13 protein-coding genes and 1 pseudogene are annotated in these 18,886 nt (G+C 49.8%); 4 read left to right on the top strand and 10 right to left on the bottom strand.

The annotated features are described in order from the left end of the window. Positions 1 to 29: 29 nt before the first annotated feature. Together FE784_RS35025 and FE784_RS35020 are read right to left on the bottom strand one after the other, a co-directional pair. Positions 30 to 386, bottom strand: coding sequence for a Rieske (2Fe-2S) protein (locus FE784_RS35025; RefSeq protein ID WP_139606895.1), 357 nt, complete (start codon positions 384 to 386; stop codon positions 30 to 32). Next, entirely contained in the window at positions 383 to 1,534 is a 1,152-nt protein-coding gene (locus FE784_RS35020) for an amidohydrolase family protein (RefSeq protein WP_139606894.1), read from the bottom strand. Before FE784_RS35020 ends, FE784_RS35025 begins: the two co-directional genes overlap by 4 nt. Before the next feature lie 134 nt (positions 1,535 to 1,668). Here FE784_RS35020 and FE784_RS35015 point away from each other — a divergent pair, with 134 nt between their 5' ends. Further along, positions 1,669 to 2,484 (top strand): AraC family transcriptional regulator, encoded by an 816-nt coding sequence (locus tag FE784_RS35015; RefSeq protein ID WP_139606893.1) that lies wholly within the window; start codon positions 1,669 to 1,671, stop codon positions 2,482 to 2,484. 1,292 nt (positions 2,485 to 3,776) lie between these two features. Here the strand turns inward: FE784_RS35015 and FE784_RS35010 are convergent. The 3 genes from FE784_RS35010 to FE784_RS35000 all read right to left on the bottom strand — a co-directional run bounded on the left by FE784_RS35010 (position 3,777) and on the right by FE784_RS35000 (position 8,906). Next, on the bottom strand, positions 3,777 to 4,868 hold the full coding sequence (locus tag FE784_RS35010; RefSeq protein WP_139606892.1) for a Gfo/Idh/MocA family protein: 1,092 nt from the start codon (positions 4,866 to 4,868) through the stop codon (positions 3,777 to 3,779). Then, positions 4,865 to 5,812, bottom strand: a complete 948-nt coding sequence (locus tag FE784_RS35005) for a Gfo/Idh/MocA family protein (RefSeq protein WP_139606891.1) — start codon at positions 5,810 to 5,812, stop codon at positions 4,865 to 4,867. The genes FE784_RS35010 and FE784_RS35005 overlap by 4 nt, the downstream gene beginning before the upstream one ends. A gap of 187 nt (positions 5,813 to 5,999) precedes the next feature. Further along, positions 6,000 to 8,906 carry a TIM-barrel domain-containing protein gene (locus FE784_RS35000; RefSeq protein ID WP_139606890.1) on the bottom strand — a complete coding sequence of 969 codons (2,907 nt, stop codon included), beginning with the start codon at positions 8,904 to 8,906 and terminating at the stop codon, positions 6,000 to 6,002. 210 nt (positions 8,907 to 9,116) lie between these two features. Between FE784_RS35000 and FE784_RS34995 the strand changes: the two genes are divergently transcribed. Continuing rightward, positions 9,117 to 10,454 carry an ABC transporter substrate-binding protein gene (locus FE784_RS34995; protein ID WP_139606889.1) on the top strand — a complete coding sequence of 446 codons (1,338 nt, stop codon included), beginning with the start codon at positions 9,117 to 9,119 and terminating at the stop codon, positions 10,452 to 10,454. Positions 10,455 to 10,487: 33 nt separating this feature from the next. Further along, positions 10,488 to 12,122 (top strand): right-handed parallel beta-helix repeat-containing protein, encoded by a 1,635-nt coding sequence (locus FE784_RS34990; RefSeq protein ID WP_139606888.1) that lies wholly within the window; start codon positions 10,488 to 10,490, stop codon positions 12,120 to 12,122. 771 nt (positions 12,123 to 12,893) lie between these two features. Here FE784_RS34990 and FE784_RS34985 read toward each other — a convergent pair. The 3 genes and pseudogenes from FE784_RS34985 to FE784_RS34975 form a co-directional block, all read right to left on the bottom strand. After that, entirely contained in the window at positions 12,894 to 13,394 is a 501-nt protein-coding gene (locus tag FE784_RS34985; protein WP_139606887.1) for a VOC family protein, read from the bottom strand. A 352-nt stretch (positions 13,395 to 13,746) separates the two neighbouring features. Then, positions 13,747 to 13,848: pseudogene (locus FE784_RS34980) on the bottom strand (integrase); the annotation flags it as partial. 224 nt (positions 13,849 to 14,072) lie between these two features. Beyond that, positions 14,073 to 14,474, bottom strand: coding sequence for a VOC family protein (locus FE784_RS34975; RefSeq protein ID WP_139606886.1), 402 nt, complete (start codon positions 14,472 to 14,474; stop codon positions 14,073 to 14,075). 586 nt (positions 14,475 to 15,060) lie between these two features. On the opposite strand from FE784_RS34975, the gene FE784_RS34970 reads away from it, so the two are divergent. Then, the gene (locus tag FE784_RS34970; RefSeq protein WP_139606885.1) at positions 15,061 to 16,515 is read left to right on the top strand and encodes a DUF5050 domain-containing protein; all 1,455 of its coding nucleotides are present in this window, start codon (positions 15,061 to 15,063) and stop codon (positions 16,513 to 16,515) included. Between the two features lie 413 nt (positions 16,516 to 16,928). On the opposite strand, the gene FE784_RS34965 is transcribed toward FE784_RS34970, so the two are convergent. Further along, positions 16,929 to 17,168, bottom strand: a complete 240-nt coding sequence (locus tag FE784_RS34965; RefSeq protein ID WP_139606884.1) for a Gfo/Idh/MocA family oxidoreductase — start codon at positions 17,166 to 17,168, stop codon at positions 16,929 to 16,931. A 396-nt stretch (positions 17,169 to 17,564) separates the two neighbouring features. Continuing rightward, positions 17,565 to 18,886 (bottom strand): ABC transporter substrate-binding protein (locus FE784_RS34960; RefSeq protein WP_139606883.1); only part of this gene is annotated, 1,322 nt, incomplete at its 5' end.

Here is an 18,886-nt window from a genome sequence, read left to right as displayed (position 1 = left end):
ACTAAGATTAAGCCACGTATCTTCATCTACTATTTGGGCAAAATCACAAACAAGTCGTCATTCTCGATTTCCACAGGGTATCCCCTTAATTTCGTATGCGAATCGACCAACAGTTTTCCATTTGTCAGATCAAATTCCCAGCCATGCCAAGGGCAACGCAAAATTTGCTCTTCCATTCCGTATTTGTACTCATATACAAGAGAAGGAAGCCGCGTTCCGCAAACAAGTCCCTTGCATATAGAGGCACCTTGGTGAGGACAAAAATTACTCCATGCATACCAGCTTCCTCGTACTTGGTACAAGCCGAACTCGATTCCTGCGATTTTAAAAATCTTGCTTTTCATTTCCTCGATATCGGTTGTTTTTCCGACCCAATGCTTGCTCACTCATCTTCTCCCCAAACATGCTCGGGGGACTGCTTCGACTTTCCGGCGATTTGATCGGCCAGATCGTTGGCAATGTCGTCCCTTCTTTCGGGTCTCGTATGCAGCCCGTACAATTCCGCCGCGGTCCCCGCTAAAATACGCTGTTTCATTTCTTTCGGCATCCGCGGAAAGGCCATTTTGGGATTATCATTATCCCAATGCGGATAGTCCGAAGAGAACATGACCGTTTTCTCCGCCTCGATCATGTGCAAAATCTGCAATAAATACTCCGGATTATTCGGTTCTTCAACAGGCTGTGTCGTCAGCTTGATGTGGTCTTTAATATACTCGGATGGAAATCGTTTCAGCCATGGAGTCGATTCACGCAGCGCTTTGTAGTTTTTGTCCATCCGCCACATTAGGTGCGGCAGCCAGGAGATCCCTCCTTCGATGGCGACGAATTTCAATTTCGGAAATTTCTCGAATACACCTTCGCATACAAGGCTGTTCACATGGGTCATATAGTTGATTGGTAAAATATTGTGCCATTCCATGTAACGGGTAGGATAACCCGAAGGCGTTGGCGCTCCGGAGATTCCCTTGCCCTCTGTGCCAGGATGAATGGCTACGGGCAAGCCGCACTCGTTCGCAGCGTCGTAGATCGGATGATAGAAGCGCTGTCCATACGGCATCCGCGCAGCGCTCGCCATAAGCACTTGGACCATATTAGGGTTGGAGGCATGACGACGGATTTCCGCTGCTGCCTCCATGGGATCGGATGCATTGACGAAGATCGAGCCCTTGAATCGCGGGCTTACATTCAGCCATGTATCGATCATACCGTTGTTGCATGCGGCAGCAAGAACATTTCCATAGTCCGGGTCCGGGTCCAGGGAAAGGCCCAAAACTCCGGAGCCAGTGAGAATAGCATAATCGATACCGTACCGATCCATATGATCGCTGATCAGAAACTGCGGGTCGCTGCCCGGAACTCCGCCTTTGTCCGGAAACGCATCCTTGCGGTTTGTACCTATGGACGAGTAATAGTGCGCGCCGTAGGGTACTTTGACAGTTTGATATCTTTCATGCCATGCCTTCGGTAAATAAGGCAATAACGAACCGATCTGGTTATGAACGTCGGTATCGATTAAGACAGGTGAATCTTTCATTGATCTCTACCTCCTATTTGTCGCGACACCGATATTATATCGTTGAGCAAGGTTGCCTAGCCATGAAATATCCTCTATTATATTTGTACAATCTTCTACTAAAATGAGCGTCATCCTGATGGAGGAATACGTCAATGAATCTGCCAAATGAGATGGACAATTTTGATTTCACCATTACAAATTTGCATTATGTCGTTGATTTGCTGTCGAAAAGCTCCGTCAATGTCCAACCAACTCAAGAATCGGTTTCTCAGAATGAATATGTGCTTTCCCTGACAACTCACGGATCGACAAATTATTATATATCGGACAATCATTACAGCATCTCGAAAGGGGATATATTGTTTTTTCCAAAAGTTTTGCCGCGCAAGAAAATACTGGGGGAATCGGACCAATGGAGACATATCATAGTGAGGTTTAATGTTCAGTTCGGAGGAGACGCGGATCAGGCTGCGCTCGAAAGTTTGAATCCTGTATTCAAAAATATAGATCAGACTCGATCTGGTCTATTGTTTCAAGAGCTCCTTCAGGCCTGGGTCGGAAAACAAACGGGGTATTGGATTCGATGCCGTAGCCGCATTATGGACATCTTGCATTTGTTAATTATTGATTCTCTGGAGCACAAAACGTCTCACCTGAAGATGGTTGAATTGCTGTTGGGACTGATGCATGCGAACGAACAAAATTTTTTTTCGATTGCGGAGTTGAGCCGTGAGATCGGCATCAGTCCTTCCTACTTGTGCTTGATCTTTAAAAAAACAACGGGAATGACAGTTATTCAGTATCAAAACCGAATCAAAATCGGCAAAGCAAGCGATTTGTTGCGAAGCGGAGAGTACAACATAACCGCAGTGGCAGAACGCCTAGGCTTCAAAGATATTTATTATTTCAGTCGACTTTTCAAGAAAATGATGGGGACACCCCCCTCCTATATTATGAAGAAGCTGTAGGGTTACAGACTGCAAACAATGCTGCATCGGCACTCGTACATCCGCCGCTCGTTAGCGCGCAATGCAATGAAGCCCGCTTGCGGATCGCTGACTGCGATCTGCAAGCGGGCTTTCTTCACTCATGCTGCATGTGTTCTATACAAGCGCGCCTAGCGACGGAATAGCAACGACGTCCTGTAGAGATCCTTGTCCCGCCTCTTTCCATTAAGGCCGAACGGGGCGGGGACGGTCAATTAGTCGTCGTCCGACGGAAAAGGCAAAAGGAGGGGAAACGCTGGACAATCTTGTCCGCAAACCGTCCGGCTAAGGGTTGTCGCAAACAAGCTGCCGCTGATGGCATGGATGGGGCTGAAGGAAATGAATACAACGATGGCCGGGTTACTCTTGTTGCTTGACAAGCCGGTTCGTCAGAGAACCGAGCTTTTCTCGGCCTCTTCAGTTCGTCCGGACCTGCAACTGGCATCCTCCCCATGCTCTTCAATATCGCGCTTTTGCATCCGGATGTCGACGTAATTGGGCAACACGTAATCTCCATGCTCGGAGTATGAAGCCATCAAGTATGACGATCTGATCTTGATACGTCCGGCATTCGAGAAGATCAGGCGCCAGTTGACACAAAACATTAACTTCATGAGGATGCCACTGCGCGATCGGCGACCCGGGATCTGAAAGTCTCGCACGCAAATATGAAGGCGCAATAAGACTTTTGTGAATCGCGCCTGGTCCGCTCACAGGCATCTGCCTCCACGCTTTTTCGAAATACCATTTTGGAATGTAAGTGTTCGCACAAACATGCCGCCCGAGCTGCAAGCGGGAAACCAATACTGTGTCCGAATACACAAGCCGCCCCTTGTATTATTGGGCTTAATCGCTTAACTACAACTTCTGAAACGCATGGACCAGTTGTTTTGTCGGGAATGGGATAAAGTTCTTGTCACGGAAAATTGACAAGAACTTTATCCCATAAAAAGAAAAAGCCGCGATTTACGCGACAATTAATGGGACAATGTTCTTGTCACCCGACATTTGTATATATTGTTAGGCATGATTCTTGCCAAAAAAAATAAGTTACGATTCTAGAAGAGATTCTGATTCCCACCAAAATAAAAAAGAGGTACTCTTAGTGAGTGCCTCTTTTTCCAAACTTTTCATTTCTATTTTACGATGGCGCCCCTTTATTAGAGGTTCCGGTTCCTCGGCCTTCTCCTACTCAATGTCACTGTATTACTTTTATTATTACTTTTTTAGTTTGTATATTAATTTGTTTTTCTTTCTCATTAGTATGGAAAATATTAGTGGCGAGTGTGTTGCGGTTCAATCGCAAACATTGGATTTTGCCGGAAACACTCCTCCATGATCCGGATTTGCAGCCAAACGCTCTCGGGCGTGACTGCAGGTGGCTTTCCTTCCGTAAGGGAAGCGTGCAATGACTCGTAGAAAGCGATTTGCGGCGCCGGATAGGAGCTCCCATCGCCCTTTTCCCAGCCTCCTACATACCACTTCAGTTGCTCCTTGCAGTAGAGCGGATTGCCGTCCGCATCGCTCATCGGAGACTGCTGCAACTCTTGGCGGGGAGCTTCCTCAGGTTTGAAGTATTTCCATTCCACTTCGGTCAAGGACGCTCGCAGGCTGCCGTTCGTTCCCTGGATCAAGTAATAATTGGAAATCGGATAAGCGCAACAGTTCGATATTTCCAGATCGATCGTCGGCTGCCGCGGGCCGGTCAAGATCAGCTTGCAATAGTCGTCCGCATCGCCAAAGCTGTTGGCGTTGTCCATCCGGCACAGCACGGAAGGCAAGTCGTCGGTTCCGAGAAACTGAAGCGCCTGATCGAGAAAATGGGCGCCGGTATTCATCAGATTGCCGCCGTTGTACGCTTTGAGCGTCTGCCAGTCCCATCTGCGTGAAAACTGGTTGACTGTCAGACCGATTTGCACAATACGACCCAATACGCCGGAATCCAGACATTTGTGAATTTCCAGGAACAGGGGGTTGAACCGCCACTGCTGGAAAATCGTCAGCAGCGTTCCCGCCCTGTCACGGGCCGCGATCAGGGCATCGACCTCCTCCGACCGGCGGGCGAGTGGTTTTTCGCACAGCACATTGAAGCCCGCCTCCAGCAGCTCCAGCGAGACAGGAACATGGAGATGGCTTGGCGTCGCATTGACGATCAGGTCGAGATCGTCCCTCTTCATCATGTCGCGATAATCGGCGTACGCCTCGCAGCCATAGTCGCGTTCAGCCGCTTGCCGACGCTGCTCCAGCTCGTCGGAGACGGCGGCAAGCGCAAACCTGTCGGGCAGCTTACGGATCGTCTCGGCGTGAATGTTCCGGCCGCTTCGGCCCTGCCCAATGATCCCCACCTTCAGAATGGAACCACTCATCGTGCGTCACCCGCCTTGCCGACTGCCAAATTCACGCATCGGCGGGTTTTCCTGCTTTCGTTGGCCGCTTCGATGAAGCGGATAACCTCCAACGTTTCCGAGGCGGGCAGCGGCGAGACGCCCGTGCGGAACATTTCCATGATGATTTCGAGCAGGCTGGCATACTTCGGCTTCGGGTCCGACTGGGCGTGAACCCATTCGATGCCTTTTTCCCGATGTATCGCCACTCCAAACGAGCCGTTCCCTTTGCGGTTGCCGCGAATGACGCCGATCCGACCGTCGTTCCACAGTCCCGTAGTGACATCGTGATCGTTCGAGGTGACGGACGTCACCTGCACGCAGCCTTCCCCCATCACCGCATACAGCATCTCCACGGCATGAATGCCGTACCAAAACAAGCCCGGCTGCGTGGGCTCTAGCGCCATCGGCCCGCACGCGTCCGCCCCGATTACCGGGCTTTTGCCCCCACCTTCGATCGCGCCCTGCAGCGCCTTGACATAGCGCAGCGACGAAGCGCTCATCAGCGGAACCCGATGCGCCTCTGCCAAACGGACAATTTCGCGAGCGTCCTCCGAGCTGACCGCAAACGGCTTGTCGATAAAAACCGGCTTGCCGTAGACGGCGATACGGTGAAATTGCGACAGATGGACACGTCCGTCGACCGAATGGAGCAATACCGCGTCGCTCGCCTCGGCCACTTCCTCCGGACTGTCCACGATGCGGACGCCGTATTCGTCCCGCAACGTGGCTGTATAGCCCGGTATTTTGGTAATGCTGGAGGGGAAATCGGGTGAACCTCCGGGATAAGCCACCACGACCTTACCACCGGGCACATACCACGGATCGTCCTTGTCGTGCAGCAGCTTCATAAACGCCAATACGTGGGACGTATCGAGACCAATCATGCCAATGTTCAGCTTTTTCCGAGTTTCTGGAGCCGTCATATTCGTCACCCTTTGCTAGGAATTGTCCGTTCCGGACCGACCGGCGGGACACGCACCTGCCGGTTTGTTCCGGCCCCGTACAGAATAGCAAACGCCGGAACAAGGATACAGGCGACGCCGATGACAGTTTGATGGATTCTCATGCCGGTTTTAGCAGGCATACCGGATTATGATGACTTTGACGCCCTCACCTGCGCAACTCCACCGGCGGAACCCCCCAATATTTCCGGAACACGCGCGAAAAATAGCTGACATCCTTGAACCCGGTTTTCGCAGCGGCTTCGTACACCTTCAGCCCGTTTTCCAGAAACGTTTTGCCGCGCTCCATCTTCAGTTTCCAGACGTACTCCGAAAATGGTTGGCCGATCTCGCGTTTAAACAGCCGGCTCAGATGGGACGGATGCACGTGCAGCCTCTCTGCCACCTCGTTTAAGGACAGCTGTCGATCGAGCTCGCGCTCCAGGATGTGCATGACCTCCTGGATAAGCGGATGTGCCGCGGACTCGGACAGCCGGTGCACGTAACGCACCAGATGGCCTGCCAACGTCTCCAACAGCGCCAACCCTTGCTCTTGCGCGGCGATCGACTGCAAATTGAACATGACGGCATAGTCCTCGCCGAACACCTCGGCCGCCAGCAAGCCGTTATGCGAGGCTTGGCGGGCGAGCAGCAGGCAGCCTTCGAGCAGATGCATACGCCATTCGTCATCGGCAGAAGCCGCTTGCTTGGTCCGGCTTGCCCACCACTGCCGCAATGCGCCCGATGCCTCGGCATGTCTGCCGACTTTCCACGCCGCCTCAAGCCGCTTCTCAAACTCCGCGGAGGAGACGGATTTCCTTTCTGTCGGCGGAATCGATCTTCTCACCGCCGCGGCAGGCGCAGCCGTCGGGATTAGCGCCTCCACGCAAAGCTCCGCCTCCTCCCTGGCTTCAATCAGAAGTCGCAGCGTGCCTCGCAGCCGGTCGAACTGCCAGCCCCGTGCCGCATCCGGCTTCGGGCGCTTCGGCTGCATCGGCAGCCGGACGCCGTTCAGCGAAAGCCAGGTCGGCTTGTCCCGGACGTGTACGATCAGCTCATAGTCACGTTTGGCCGGCATACCCGCGTAAATGCCGGCACGCGGTTCGATCCGCACCCTCACCGATTCGGCGGTTTCCTCGCAATGCATGACGGTCACCGCGACCTCGCCCTCCTTGTATCCGAACGTGACGCCGTCATCCTCATACATCGCAAATTCGCTGCGCCCGTGCGGATAAATATGAAGTGCGATGCGCGAGACCGGCGTCTGCCCGATATAGTCTATATCCGGCCACATCGGGAGAATCGCTCCCCCGCGGACAAACAACGGCCCGCCAGCGTCGTCCGGCAGCTGGCAATCGAGCCGCTTCGGCCCTTCGTGCGCTTCTCCCGTCCAATAGTCGAACCAGTGGCCGGCCGGCAAATAGACGCAATCGGTATAAGCTCCGACGAGCAGAGACGGCCCCAGCATATATTGATGCAGCAAATCACCGCACGCCGGATCGTCGGGAAAGTGCAGCGGCATCGCCCGTAAAATCGGCATCCCGGTTCGTGCGGCTACATGGGCCGCAGAGTAGATGTAGGGCAGCAGACGGTAGCGAAGCCGGGCGTATGTTTTGAATAATTCCCTCACGCCTTCCTCCAGAAAAGCGGGGTGGCGAAAATACGCCCAGCTGTTGATTTGCGACCATGGCTGCAAAAAGCCGAAATGAATGCCTTCCTTCGTATGAATAAACATGTCGCAGGTCGTATGGACGTGCCCACTCATGCCGTGATTGAGCATGGAGACAAGCGCCTCCTTGTCGTTGCGCGATTGTCCCGCCCACGTGGCCGCGTATTGCTGAATGCCTGCATAGCCGGCGAGTGTATACATCATGGGGCGTCTTCCCGTCTGCTCCAAATACCCGTTAAACATCTGCTTGGCGAGCAGCACGGGGTACAAATTGTGCATGTCTTCGTCGCTCAACCCGCTGGCCCACTGCCGATTGGGATGACTTTGCAACTGCCGGCTGCCGATTAATTTAAAGGAAGCCGTCCCCTGATCGACAAACGGTCGCAAATGCGCGTACCAGGGCTCCGGCGCTTCCTCGTCTTCACGCCCGCCGTCGCGGAGCTCGAATTCTTCGTGCGCGCTCAAGTCGTAATCGCAGTACAGCAGCAGACTGAGCTTGAAGCCGTGGCTTTGCAGCGTGCCGATAAACGTATGCGGTCCGGTAGGCGCCGATTTAGGCGTATAAAATCGCTCCGGGTGCCACGCTTTAACCGTGGAATGATCGTAGCGCCGTTCCATCCACCCCCCGGCCAGACCGATCGTATCGCAAGGAATGCCCTCCAGGCGAAAACGGAGAGCGTCGTCGACCACCTCTCGTGCGTTCAGCGTATCGTGGCTAATAAAGGTCAGGCCGTATGCCCAGATCGGCAGCAGTGCCGGCTTGCCGGCTATTTCCGTATACCCGTCCAACAATTCGCTGAATCCGCTGCCGGCAAAAAGATAACAATCAAGCTCACCTTTTGGTCCTTCGACAAGCAAACGATCTCTCTTGGCAGCACCCAGATCAAACGTATGCCTGCGCGTCGTATTCATCAGGAGCGCCCAGCCTCGGCTACTCATCACGAACGGAATCGGCACGTATGCCGAAATATTGGTCACCCGTATGTCCGACGTCGTTCCGCGCTTCTGCAACCGCTCCCGAGTCACATCCCCGAGACCGTAAAATCTCTCCTCGGCGGCGAGAACGAACCGTACCCGGAAGCCGCCGTCCGGGCCGAAGCGGGGCGGCTCCGCGGTACGGGTCAGCTCCGTCCCGGCTGCATCGCGCAACAGCAAATTCCCGTCCCGCAGATCGACCGCCAGAACGGCTTTCCCGGTATCCAGCTCGACCGTGTCGCTCAAATGCCGGATCGCGCATCTCCTCCCGCTGCCGGGCTCGCGCAATATGCCGTAACGGATCAAAGGCGGCTCTGCGAACGACGTTGAATCGCTCAGCCGCACGCGAAACGTGCCTGCTGCCAGGACTTCAACACGCATCCAGTTTCCGCCCGGCAGTTCGAATTGCAGAGATGAATCCGTCCTATCCATCGTACCAGTCCCCCAGAATCGAATGAATATTCATTTTATCCTATCTGCATCTTATCACAACTGCCAAACAGGTATCATCAAAATACATGAAGCGCTTACAATATCGTCATTTTAGTACATGACAAGCGCATAAGCCTCCCCTGTTATTCCGACCGGACCGCTCTTATACTGAAGCAGTACGTAACACACCAAATCAGAGGAGGCATAACGATGCGTAAGAGAGGGGCAATGGCTTTGATCCTATTGCCGCTAGCCATCATGGTGCTTGGCGCATGCTCGCAAAACAACAGTTCGGCGGACGACAACGGTGCGCAGACGCCTGATTCCCCTACCCCGATGGACAAGAAGGAGCCGGTCGAGCTGGTCTTTTATTACCCTTCCGCCAACGACTGGACCGCGGATACGTTTATGGACACATTCGGGGAGCCGATCAAGAAAAAATTTCCGCATATTACGCCAGTATTCATGCAATACGGGAAAGGGGCGAGTTTGCCCGAACTGCTGGCGGCCGGCCAACGGATCGATATCTATTTCGGCTCGCCGGGGGCGACTAGAACGCTGGAGGACTATCGGATCCAGTACGACATTATGCCTCTCATTCAAAAGTACAAATACGATCTGAATCGGTTAAATCCAGGACTTGTAAGCGTAGCGAGAGCATTGGCGCACAGCGGCATGAACAGCCTGCCGATCTACGTACCCCCTTCGGCCATTTACTACAATAAGGACATCTTCGACAAGTTCGGAGTCGCTTACCCGAAGGACGATATGACTTGGGATGATCTGTACGAGATCAGCAAAAAGCTGACTCGCACGGACAGCGGCATGCATTATCTCGGCCTGACTGCCCCGGTCGGCACGTTGAATCCGCTGAACTCGCTCTCTTTGCCGCTGGTCGATCCGGCGAGCGAAAAGGCTAACTTTCAAACGGACCCGTGGAAGTCGTTCATCACGAATATTTCCCGGAATTTTTTGCTGCCGGGTTACGACAACGATTTGAAAGCGCTCGATGTCGGGCTCCAGCGGAATTTCTTCTTCAAGGAGCAACGCGCAGCCATGTGGATCGCCCTGACGAACCTGCACAAGCAGCCGGAAATCACGAACGCGCTAAGTTGGGACATCGCCGCCATCCCAACATTCAAGGAAGCTCACGGCGTCGGCCCCCAGGCGTATCCGACCTTGTTCAGCATAACGACCTTGACGCCCCATGCCGATGAGGCGTTCCAGGCGATCGCTTATTTGACATCGGACGAATTCCAGATGCAACAGTCCCGTGCAGGCACGATGCTGCCTGTCCTTCAGAACCCGGCGTTCCTTCAGGCGTTCAGCCAGGATTCGCCGCTTTACAAAGGTAAAAATGTGAAGGCGCTGGTCCCTGCCAAATACGCGGATTCGATTTCGTTCACCGCGTACAACGGGTACGGGACGACCGGGCTGCTCAACGCGATGATCGATTATGTGCTCAAGCAAAAAGACATCAACTCGGCGCTCCGCGAGGCAACGGAATTCACCAATCAAAGCATTCAAACGGCCAAGTCGGGAAAGTAGTCCAAATATAAAACGAAGCGGAGTGCAAAGTTTATGAACCCAACCGAACCTATTGAAACGAAAACGATAAGCAGGAGAACTCTGGTCGCATCAATGGGTATGGCCGGGGCCGGCATGCTGCTCGGACAGTTCTCCCCCGCCCCCCGTTTCGCGCATGCCAATCCGCTGCCGCTGGAATGGAACGTCGTGACCGATTTCGGCGCCGTCGGAGACGGAACGACCGACGACACGACGGCAATCCAGAGCGCATTGAACGCGACCGCAACCGGCGGCACCGTCTATTTCCCGATGGGGACATACCTGATTACCTCTCAGCTTACGGTTAGCAACAAAGAAATTCATCTGTTCGCGACCGGGAAGGCAGTTATCAAGGAAGCGTCCGTATTCGGCATCCCCGTGCTGAAGCTGCTCCATGCACACGGCTCTACGATAACCGGCTTGTCGTGCCAGGGCGCGGAGACGTATGCCGGTTTTGCCGGCGCGAGCAGTCTGTTCAACGCCTTTATCCAGTTGGACCACTGCAACCAAGCGATCATCTCCGGCTGCTCCGTGAAAGACAAAACGTATCCGTTCCTGCTGTCCGTCTGTCAGGAATGCCATGTGACCGACTGCTACGTCGTCGGGTTCTTGAACGTTGGCAAGGCTGGCGCCAATTATTGTTCCTGCTGCTATATCAGCGGCGGATTGAACAACAGCGTACGCGGCCTTGTCGGCAAAGATATGGGCTCCGGCATTCTTGTCGGCGCCGAAGGAACCAACCATCATATCAGCGACTGTTATTTTGAAAATATGTGGGACAACGGGGTCTACGTATCGTCGGGCAAAGGGAATCTGATAGAGCATGTCACGGTCAAGCAAACCGGGGGCTCGGGCGTCAAAGCAAGAGGACATCGGCATATCGTCAGCAACTGCCATATTCAGGATTGCCTGATCGGATTTACGATAACAGGGAACGGCGCGACGCCGGACACCCTCGGCTACAATGGCTACGGCACGATTCTGGAAGGATGCGTGGCGGAAAATTGCCGAAGGGACGGCGTGCTGATGAACGCCCAGGACGGGTATCTGCCGCGGAATATCAAGATTGTGAATAATACGTTTATCAATTGCGCAACGGAAGGCGGCGGTTATGCGGGCGTGCGCATGACCGCCGGGGTCGACACCGAGGTGTGCGGCAACACGTTCCACCACTGCTCCGGTTCGTTCGGCATTTTGATCGTCGGCCCGCAGTCGGCCCCGGTCAGCGGATTGAAAATCATGAACAATTTCGTGTCCGAGACTCGGGAGGGCATCCGGCTTCAATACGTAACGCATAGCGTCATTACCGGCAACTATGTCCGCGATATCGACACGTACGGCATTCAGTTAATTAATTGCAATAATAATATAATCTCGAGCAATATCGGGCAGGAGCAGGTTACTTCCGGTTTGCTGCGTTGCCTGACGGCGGACGGAAGCTCCAACAACACGATTATCGGCAACCGGGCGACCTTGATGGAGGTCAGCCGGGAAGCGAACGTACTGATCGGCAATTTGCCCGGCACCGTCAATTTCACCGACGACGTTACGGGTACGCCGCTTTACGCCGGGCAACAGGCGATCGTATCGGGTAACCTGTACATGGCGGCCGGCTCCACATCTTCGACAGACTGGAAGCAGATCAACTAAGCTTCTTGAAACATTCGCATTCGCAATAGAATATTCGGCTCCATCGAAGCAGCGTTTCGAGCCATGTTGCTCAGGGATCACGATACAAACATATGCGCTTTCGGAAGTCGCATAAATCTGCTCACCACTTCGTTGGTATCAAATATTCCGTTCATCGAGTAGCCCCATGGACATTGTTCATGGGGCTGGCTATTTTCCTTAATGCCGCTTAATATACAGTCGGCTCAACAGCAGCCGAATAGGCGAACGCGTTCAAGCCGAGTCGGCAAACCCCACATCCCGCCGCATGCCAACATAGGCTGTTGTCCTTCCACCGGCTCTGACTTTCCACACGACGATATTGATACGGCAAAGCATATATGTTCTTGTCCACATATGCCTAATACATAGACACAAGTGCCGAGCGCAATCGGACATTTTCAAAAAAAGATTTCGAATCTACAACTACAGCCTACCGCTGCGTGACTGGGGCTTCCCCACCGATCGCGACTATGTTGCTGAACCTCGCTTTTTAAGCGAATAACAACATTTCGTTATTTGGTACTAATTCCTCCCTAACATCGATTTCCCACCTAATGTTACCTAAGCAATACTGCTTCGTTAGGTGAACGAAGGCAGCCGATCGATCTGACCGGTTGCCTTCGTGTAGCTCTTGTACCCGTTAGCTTAAAGGGCATCGGACAGTTTGCTAAAAAGTAATTATGATGCTGCACTTTAGCGCTACGGTAAACTGCTTACCCCAATAAGCGCTAAACTGAGGTTTAATACTGCCTACTTTCCATAAACGAACCGAAATGTATGTTCCGGGTGCTGCCCAGTAAACTGTTCTAATGTTTCCAAAAGCTTTTCTAATCCATCCGGATCGGATTCGCGTAATTTGTCGTGATCAGCAATCTGAATACGTGGGTGCCTTGCCCCTGGCGCATCCTCGATAATTTTATTCAAAAAAGTATCAACATCACATCTAAAACAACAATTACTAAACTCGAATCTATCTTTCCAATTCGTGCTATTGGCTCCCTCGGGATTCGCCTTCAAAATTACCTGTAATTCCCATGTTATGTATTTGTTTCCATCCGGATCGTAAAAATGAATCTCAACACCATTACCACCGTTATCGATCAGTTCAACCCGTTCACCGGCCTCTTTCATGGATCGATAGATCTTTTCCGTATTTTCCACTTCAAACGCAAGTACAAACATTTCAAACTCCGGACCTTCGCCTTCCTTTCTTCTGATATGACCCGGCCAGCGCTCCGTTATAAAATTCAAATGCGGTTTTTCTTTCGACTTAATAAAAATTAGAGTCCCATCACGGAGTTTCGTCCATCCATTATTGTTTAATCCAAAATAATGATCGAATCATTCATGAGATCTCTTTGGATCAGATGACGGCAAATAAATACATGACACTCTTTTCAATAATGGTCTCCACTCTTGTTTCTGTGACAGTTCCTCTTCTTTTACCTTTTCAACCATTCCGATCATCTCCTTTGTAAGATTTCAACTGCTAGACGCCACATCTTAACCATAACATGACTATAATATGGAATAATTAATCTTTTCTGGAAGTTAGTTGAACAGGTTGCGGTAATGCCAGCAGTTCAGTGGGGGCCTATGGCCCCTAAAAGTACCGTCTATATAATTCCCGTCGGCGCTCCCCGCGTAGTTGAGCGTAGATCTGTGTTGTTGATGCCTTTTCGTGACCCAGCATTCCTTGAATAAAATCTAACGGGGCACCATTATCAAGTAAGTGACAAGCATATGTATGACGAAAGCCAAAATGCGTTTATCGGCCTCGTACAACGTCCAGAGATCAGTCATTTTCATAAAACAAAACCCCTCCCAAGGCTAATTATTATTAGCTTCACTAAGTTTGGGAGGGTTTAACCCACGTCTTCGAACTAATTTGTTGAACTAGTGTACTCCTTTAGCTCAATGAGCACTCAGCTATTCTTTCGGTTCATACGCGCCCAGTTCATTTCCAAACGGATCCACGAACTTAATCACCCAACCGAAACCTTCATCTTGATACATTCTGATCAACGTATTGTTCTCGGTTAATGCAGCGTGCAATGCTTTAATATTTTTGGTCAAAAACATAAAAGCGGGCATTGGAAAGTCATCTTCCGATAACCAAGAAACTTTCGTGTCTTTACTGCTATGATGAAGCATTAATAGTGGTCCCTGACCAAATTTTAACCATCCTGGAGCCATAACCTCTAATCCAAGCATTTTTGAGTACCACTCGGTTCCTTTTTCAATATCGTTCACCGGTAACTGAACATGATCTACGCACTCGATCAGCTTATTCTGCGATCCGGTAATGACATTATTCATTTGCTCAGTCACATTCGCTTCCTCCCTACTTTGGTTACTGTGAAGCACTTTGAATGCAGCTGGAACTAGGCTGGGCTTGTAACCTTCGGAGTTTTTCCCTCGATACTCCGTCGAATGCATTTTTGCACTTTGGCTCGTATTAATCACCCCTGCTAAAGGCAATGAACAGTCATTTTATACATAATTTTATCATAGATGTATATTTTTTATATGTCATTTTTTATCAACTTTAAGTGTCGATTCGTTTCGCAATCCTGCCAGTTACTTCAATAGGCTGCCGATCGCCGGCAGCCTGCTGAATACCCTATTGTGCTTTCGTGCTCGTTACTTTAATTAGGCCCATGGTCGTAATCCGTTATTCTTTGCTGCCATTTGTAACATCATTAATAAACCGCAACTTTATTTTTCTTAAAACGTCTCAGATACTGAGAATATAAAAGGAGTGGAAAAGATGAAAAAATATGTAATTGATCCTTCGAAAAATAAGCAATAGTTAGAAAAGGGAACGGTAAGGAAGGGTGGGTTGGTGAGTTTATCAACACAAGTAGTTGTATACGAAGAAACTTACTTTTCTTAATACAGGAGGACTTTTCAACATATGAAACTAATTAAGTGCATACTTTCAGTTGTATTAACGCTTCCTCTGTTGGCCCAAACCTCTTTTGCAGCCAGCTCTGATCTCCGTTACGGAATTACCTCTCCTGCTTTTTCTGTAACAGTTAATAGATCACCGCTCGATAACGTACACAATCCGTATCCCTTATTTCTCCATGAAGCTATAACTTATTTTCCTATGACTTGGAATAACGCTGCCGCATTGGGATTAGAAGTGCACTGGGACCAGAATCGGGGACTTGAAATTTCCAAGCTGCCTGCATGCCAACCGTTGGCTCAAAACCTCCAATCTGAACCAGTCCAACTTACAACTATGCAAGCCGATCTGCCTCCTTTCCCTGTTGCAGTCAATGGGAAGACCATCAATAATGATGCAGAGCCTTACCCCATCTTGTTTCTTAACAATATTGTTTATTTCCCTATGACTTGGAGATTTACAAATAACGAATTCAATTGGAAGACAGCTTGGGATTCTTCAGATGGATATTCCATTGAAGCTTGTGCGGAAGAAACACAGGCAACCGTTAAAAAGCAAGAGGAGTTAGCCGCTCAGCGTAATCTGTTTATGGGCGGGAATCTTGCCTGGAGTGGGGAATGGATTTTCACGAATCCTTATAATAGGAAACCTTCCTTGGAAAAATGGTCGAAAGACGGGGCGACCCAAATCAAACTGACCGACGACAATGCCACATCGATAAATGCTAAAGGAGATTGGTTGTACTATACGGTTGCTACAGGGAACTACACCGATGGAGTGCTTCAGTATGGAGGCGTTTACAAAATTCGTCAAGATGGAACGGAGAAGACAAAGTTATCCCCTGTTTCCGCATCTCGGATAGTAGTTAACCAAGAGTGGATTTACTTTCTGGAAACCAATGATTCCGGTATCAGTCGTGTGAAAACGGATGGTTCCTCAAGCGAAAAGATCATTCCCGAAAACCATATTCAAACCTTTTTTATCACTGATAATCGGCTTTTTTACCAGCAAAACGAAACAGCTGACTTATTTCAAACCGATTTAACTGGCTCGGGGAAACAACAAGCGGATAAAACCCTATTCAGTAATCCCTTAATAGTCGATGATTGGATTTATCATACTAAGATGATAAATTATAGGGTTGGGATTTATAAAACGAGTCTTGACGGATCAACCTCAATCCAGCTCTACAGCGTTAATGTTTGGGACAGCAACGGCTCCATTAATTCTTTACAATACCGAGATGGGTGGCTTTACTTTTTACAAGGGAAAATAAGTCGCAATTCTCATATTGATCTCAATAAAATACGTACGGATGGAACAGGTTATACCAAACAGGCCACTATTGGCTACGGCGAAGAGCTATATAATGTTGATCCATTTTTCTATGTCAAACATTTCGCACCTGGTAGTACTGATAAAAATATTACGCTCGTCATGACAAATGATATAGCACCATAATGAAAAACAGCGATGCAATTCTTTATTGCATCGCTGTTTTTCATCCATTCTTCGGCGATATACGCGACTCTTAATGTTATATTTTTCTTGTCAGCCGACACCATAAATGACAAGAACTTTATCCCATTCCCGACAGACAAAAAACCCATCGCCAATTTAATTTTGACGATTGGGTTCAAAATTGTACAATAATAATTGTCTTCTTAAATTGTAAGCCTGGATACTTAGTGATCGACGTAACTTTTTGTATCTTGTCTAACGACACTGTATAATGTTCATCTGCGACAGAAAACAAGTTGCACACGCGTTAAGTACTTTCCTTGTAAACGTTATATGGCTCGACTCCCAGTTCCAGATCGTTTAGCTGACAATGTTAACCAACATCTTTGTGCTGGATGGCAACCCAGCATCGTTCATAAGCTCGCACCAGTACTCATAGGTGCCGATCTGTTTACCGGAATGCCGTCCAACTGCTCTGAAGCCAGCATCGCTTCCGGCGTATCGTACAAGCCGATCCCTTCGTCCTTCTCGGCCTGCATGCTGTCATTGCGGACGTCGGCGATCGCTCTCACGATGCACGCGGGCTCTTCCTTTTGTATGCATTCAATAACTTGCTTGCTACGGTTGCCGTAGCCGATTACACCAAGCTTCATGGATGATTCCCCCCACATTTGGTTTCCCCCCAATTGTAGAAACAAATGGGTTCCAAATCTTTGTCCCTAAAGCCGGACTTTTATCTGTTGACCATTCGTTCTTCACCATAGCACGCAGTTTGTGCTGCATCGTACCCACGATGGCGGCTACAGACTCATTCCACTCCAAAAGGGATTGCCCCTGACGTTTTAGACAAATAATTTCCCGCAGTTTCAATTGAGACCAGAAGTTCATGGCTTTTTTCATATGCGGTTATTATTCCAAATCGTTTCAAGCTCTTCTGACACATTGCACTACAGCCACCCTTAGTGCCCAATGCTCAAGAATAATGGAGATCGTCTTGTTCCGAGCCATCAGCGGAAGCCGGACGACTGTGAAGGAGGTTGTATCACAGCTTATTTTGACTGCTTTTGCTTTTCTTCTTCAATGTATTTATTCGATTTTTCCTCGGCTTCGCGAATTGCGGTATGGATATCCTTGCCGTTCAAAATCATATCTCTATTTGCTTCATTCAAATAGGAGTAGATTTTGGAATCATACATGCTTCCCCGCGGAACCGGTGCTGGCTGGACGGAGAAGATACCTGCCAGATTTTTACCCTCGAATATTTTCAGATCGGCTGCATAATCTTTTTTGATCGCTTGGTCCTTCAATGCGGTCAATCGCCCGAACTTGTTGATCATCGTCTGCGCTTCCGACGTCTGCATCGCTTGCAATACACGATATGCCGCATCCTTGTTTTTGCTTGATGGTGTGACCATGAGCAGATGGAAATCGACCTCTCGTCCGTACCCCGGTTTGTCTGCAAAACTCGGGAATGAAACCAGATCCCAGTTAAAGTTTTGGTTTTGCTCGACAAGCGGCAGAACGCGTGTCGTAAAGGCGGAGATCCAATAAGGCTTCATCGCAACTCTCTGTTCCTTAAGGAAAAAATCGATATTGTCTCTCAAATAATTGGTTTTGGATTCGACCATGCCCGGAATGTCGTAAATACCCCGCAGCATGGAGAGCATTTTCTGGTATCCATCCGTAGCGAGTACCGCCTTGTTTCCGTTATCCGTCACTGGTAGCGAATATGCGCGTGAAAAAACTTGAGGAAATCCCGGATCGATTCCGAGAATTTGCGTTGCACCCTGCGTACGAGTCGTCTTTTTGACCAGATCGATTACTTGCTCCCAGGACATACCATCCTTCGGATAAGCAACGCCGAATGCATTGAATATATCTTTGTTATAGGCCATCATGCCGTAATTCATCGCGAACGGAAACCCATACAGTTCACCGTTTTTTCCGTAGAGTTGAAGATTTTTGATCGTCTCCGGCTCAAAACGGCCAAGATCAATTTTGTAAGTTTTTACGAATTCGTTCAAATCCGTTCCTAATCCCATACTAATGAAGGTGTCCAAAGAAAAGTTGCTTGTCGAGATTATATCAGGCGTTTCTCCGGCTGCGATCAGATCTTCGAGTTTTTGTCCTGTTATCAATTCGATTGTAATATTGGGGTACATCTTTTGTACCGGATCCAATATAATTTTTTGCAAATCATTTGCATTATTGATGCCCGCACCGTTATTAAAGAACGTTAATTTAACCGGTTCTTTGGTAAATGCCTCTACGCTTTCAATCGAAACTTTTGTTTTGTCTGGCATCGAACCTTGATCGGTTAGACCACTGCTTTTGTAATGCCCCCCGTTGTCAAGACACGAATTATTGATGA

The sequence above is a fragment of the Paenibacillus hemerocallicola genome (assembly GCF_006265175.1).
GTDB lineage: Bacteria > Bacillota > Bacilli > Paenibacillales > NBRC-103111 > Paenibacillus_AB > Paenibacillus_AB hemerocallicola.
The sequence above is the reverse complement of the archived record's forward strand: the minus strand, read 5'-3'. Positions and strand labels throughout refer to the sequence as shown.

What these genes read in the sequence shown, in the direction of transcription:
- FE784_RS34970 (WP_139606885.1), top strand. Translation starts at nt 15,061, where the DNA reads ATGAAACTAATTAAGTGCATACTTTCAGTTGTATTAACGCTTCCTCTG.
- FE784_RS34965 (WP_139606884.1), bottom strand. Translation starts at nt 17,168, where the DNA reads ATGAAGCTTGGTGTAATCGGCTACGGCAACCGTAGCAAGCAAGTTATT.
- FE784_RS35000 (WP_139606890.1), bottom strand. Translation starts at nt 8,906, where the DNA reads ATGGATAGGACGGATTCATCTCTGCAATTCGAACTGCCGGGCGGAAAC.
- FE784_RS35015 (WP_139606893.1), top strand. Translation starts at nt 1,669, where the DNA reads ATGAATCTGCCAAATGAGATGGACAATTTTGATTTCACCATTACAAAT.
- FE784_RS34990 (WP_139606888.1), top strand. Translation starts at nt 10,488, where the DNA reads ATGAACCCAACCGAACCTATTGAAACGAAAACGATAAGCAGGAGAACT.
- FE784_RS34995 (WP_139606889.1), top strand. Translation starts at nt 9,117, where the DNA reads ATGCGTAAGAGAGGGGCAATGGCTTTGATCCTATTGCCGCTAGCCATC.
- FE784_RS35005 (WP_139606891.1), bottom strand. Translation starts at nt 5,812, where the DNA reads ATGACGGCTCCAGAAACTCGGAAAAAGCTGAACATTGGCATGATTGGT.
- FE784_RS35010 (WP_139606892.1), bottom strand. Translation starts at nt 4,868, where the DNA reads ATGAGTGGTTCCATTCTGAAGGTGGGGATCATTGGGCAGGGCCGAAGC.
- FE784_RS35020 (WP_139606894.1), bottom strand. Translation starts at nt 1,534, where the DNA reads ATGAAAGATTCACCTGTCTTAATCGATACCGACGTTCATAACCAGATC.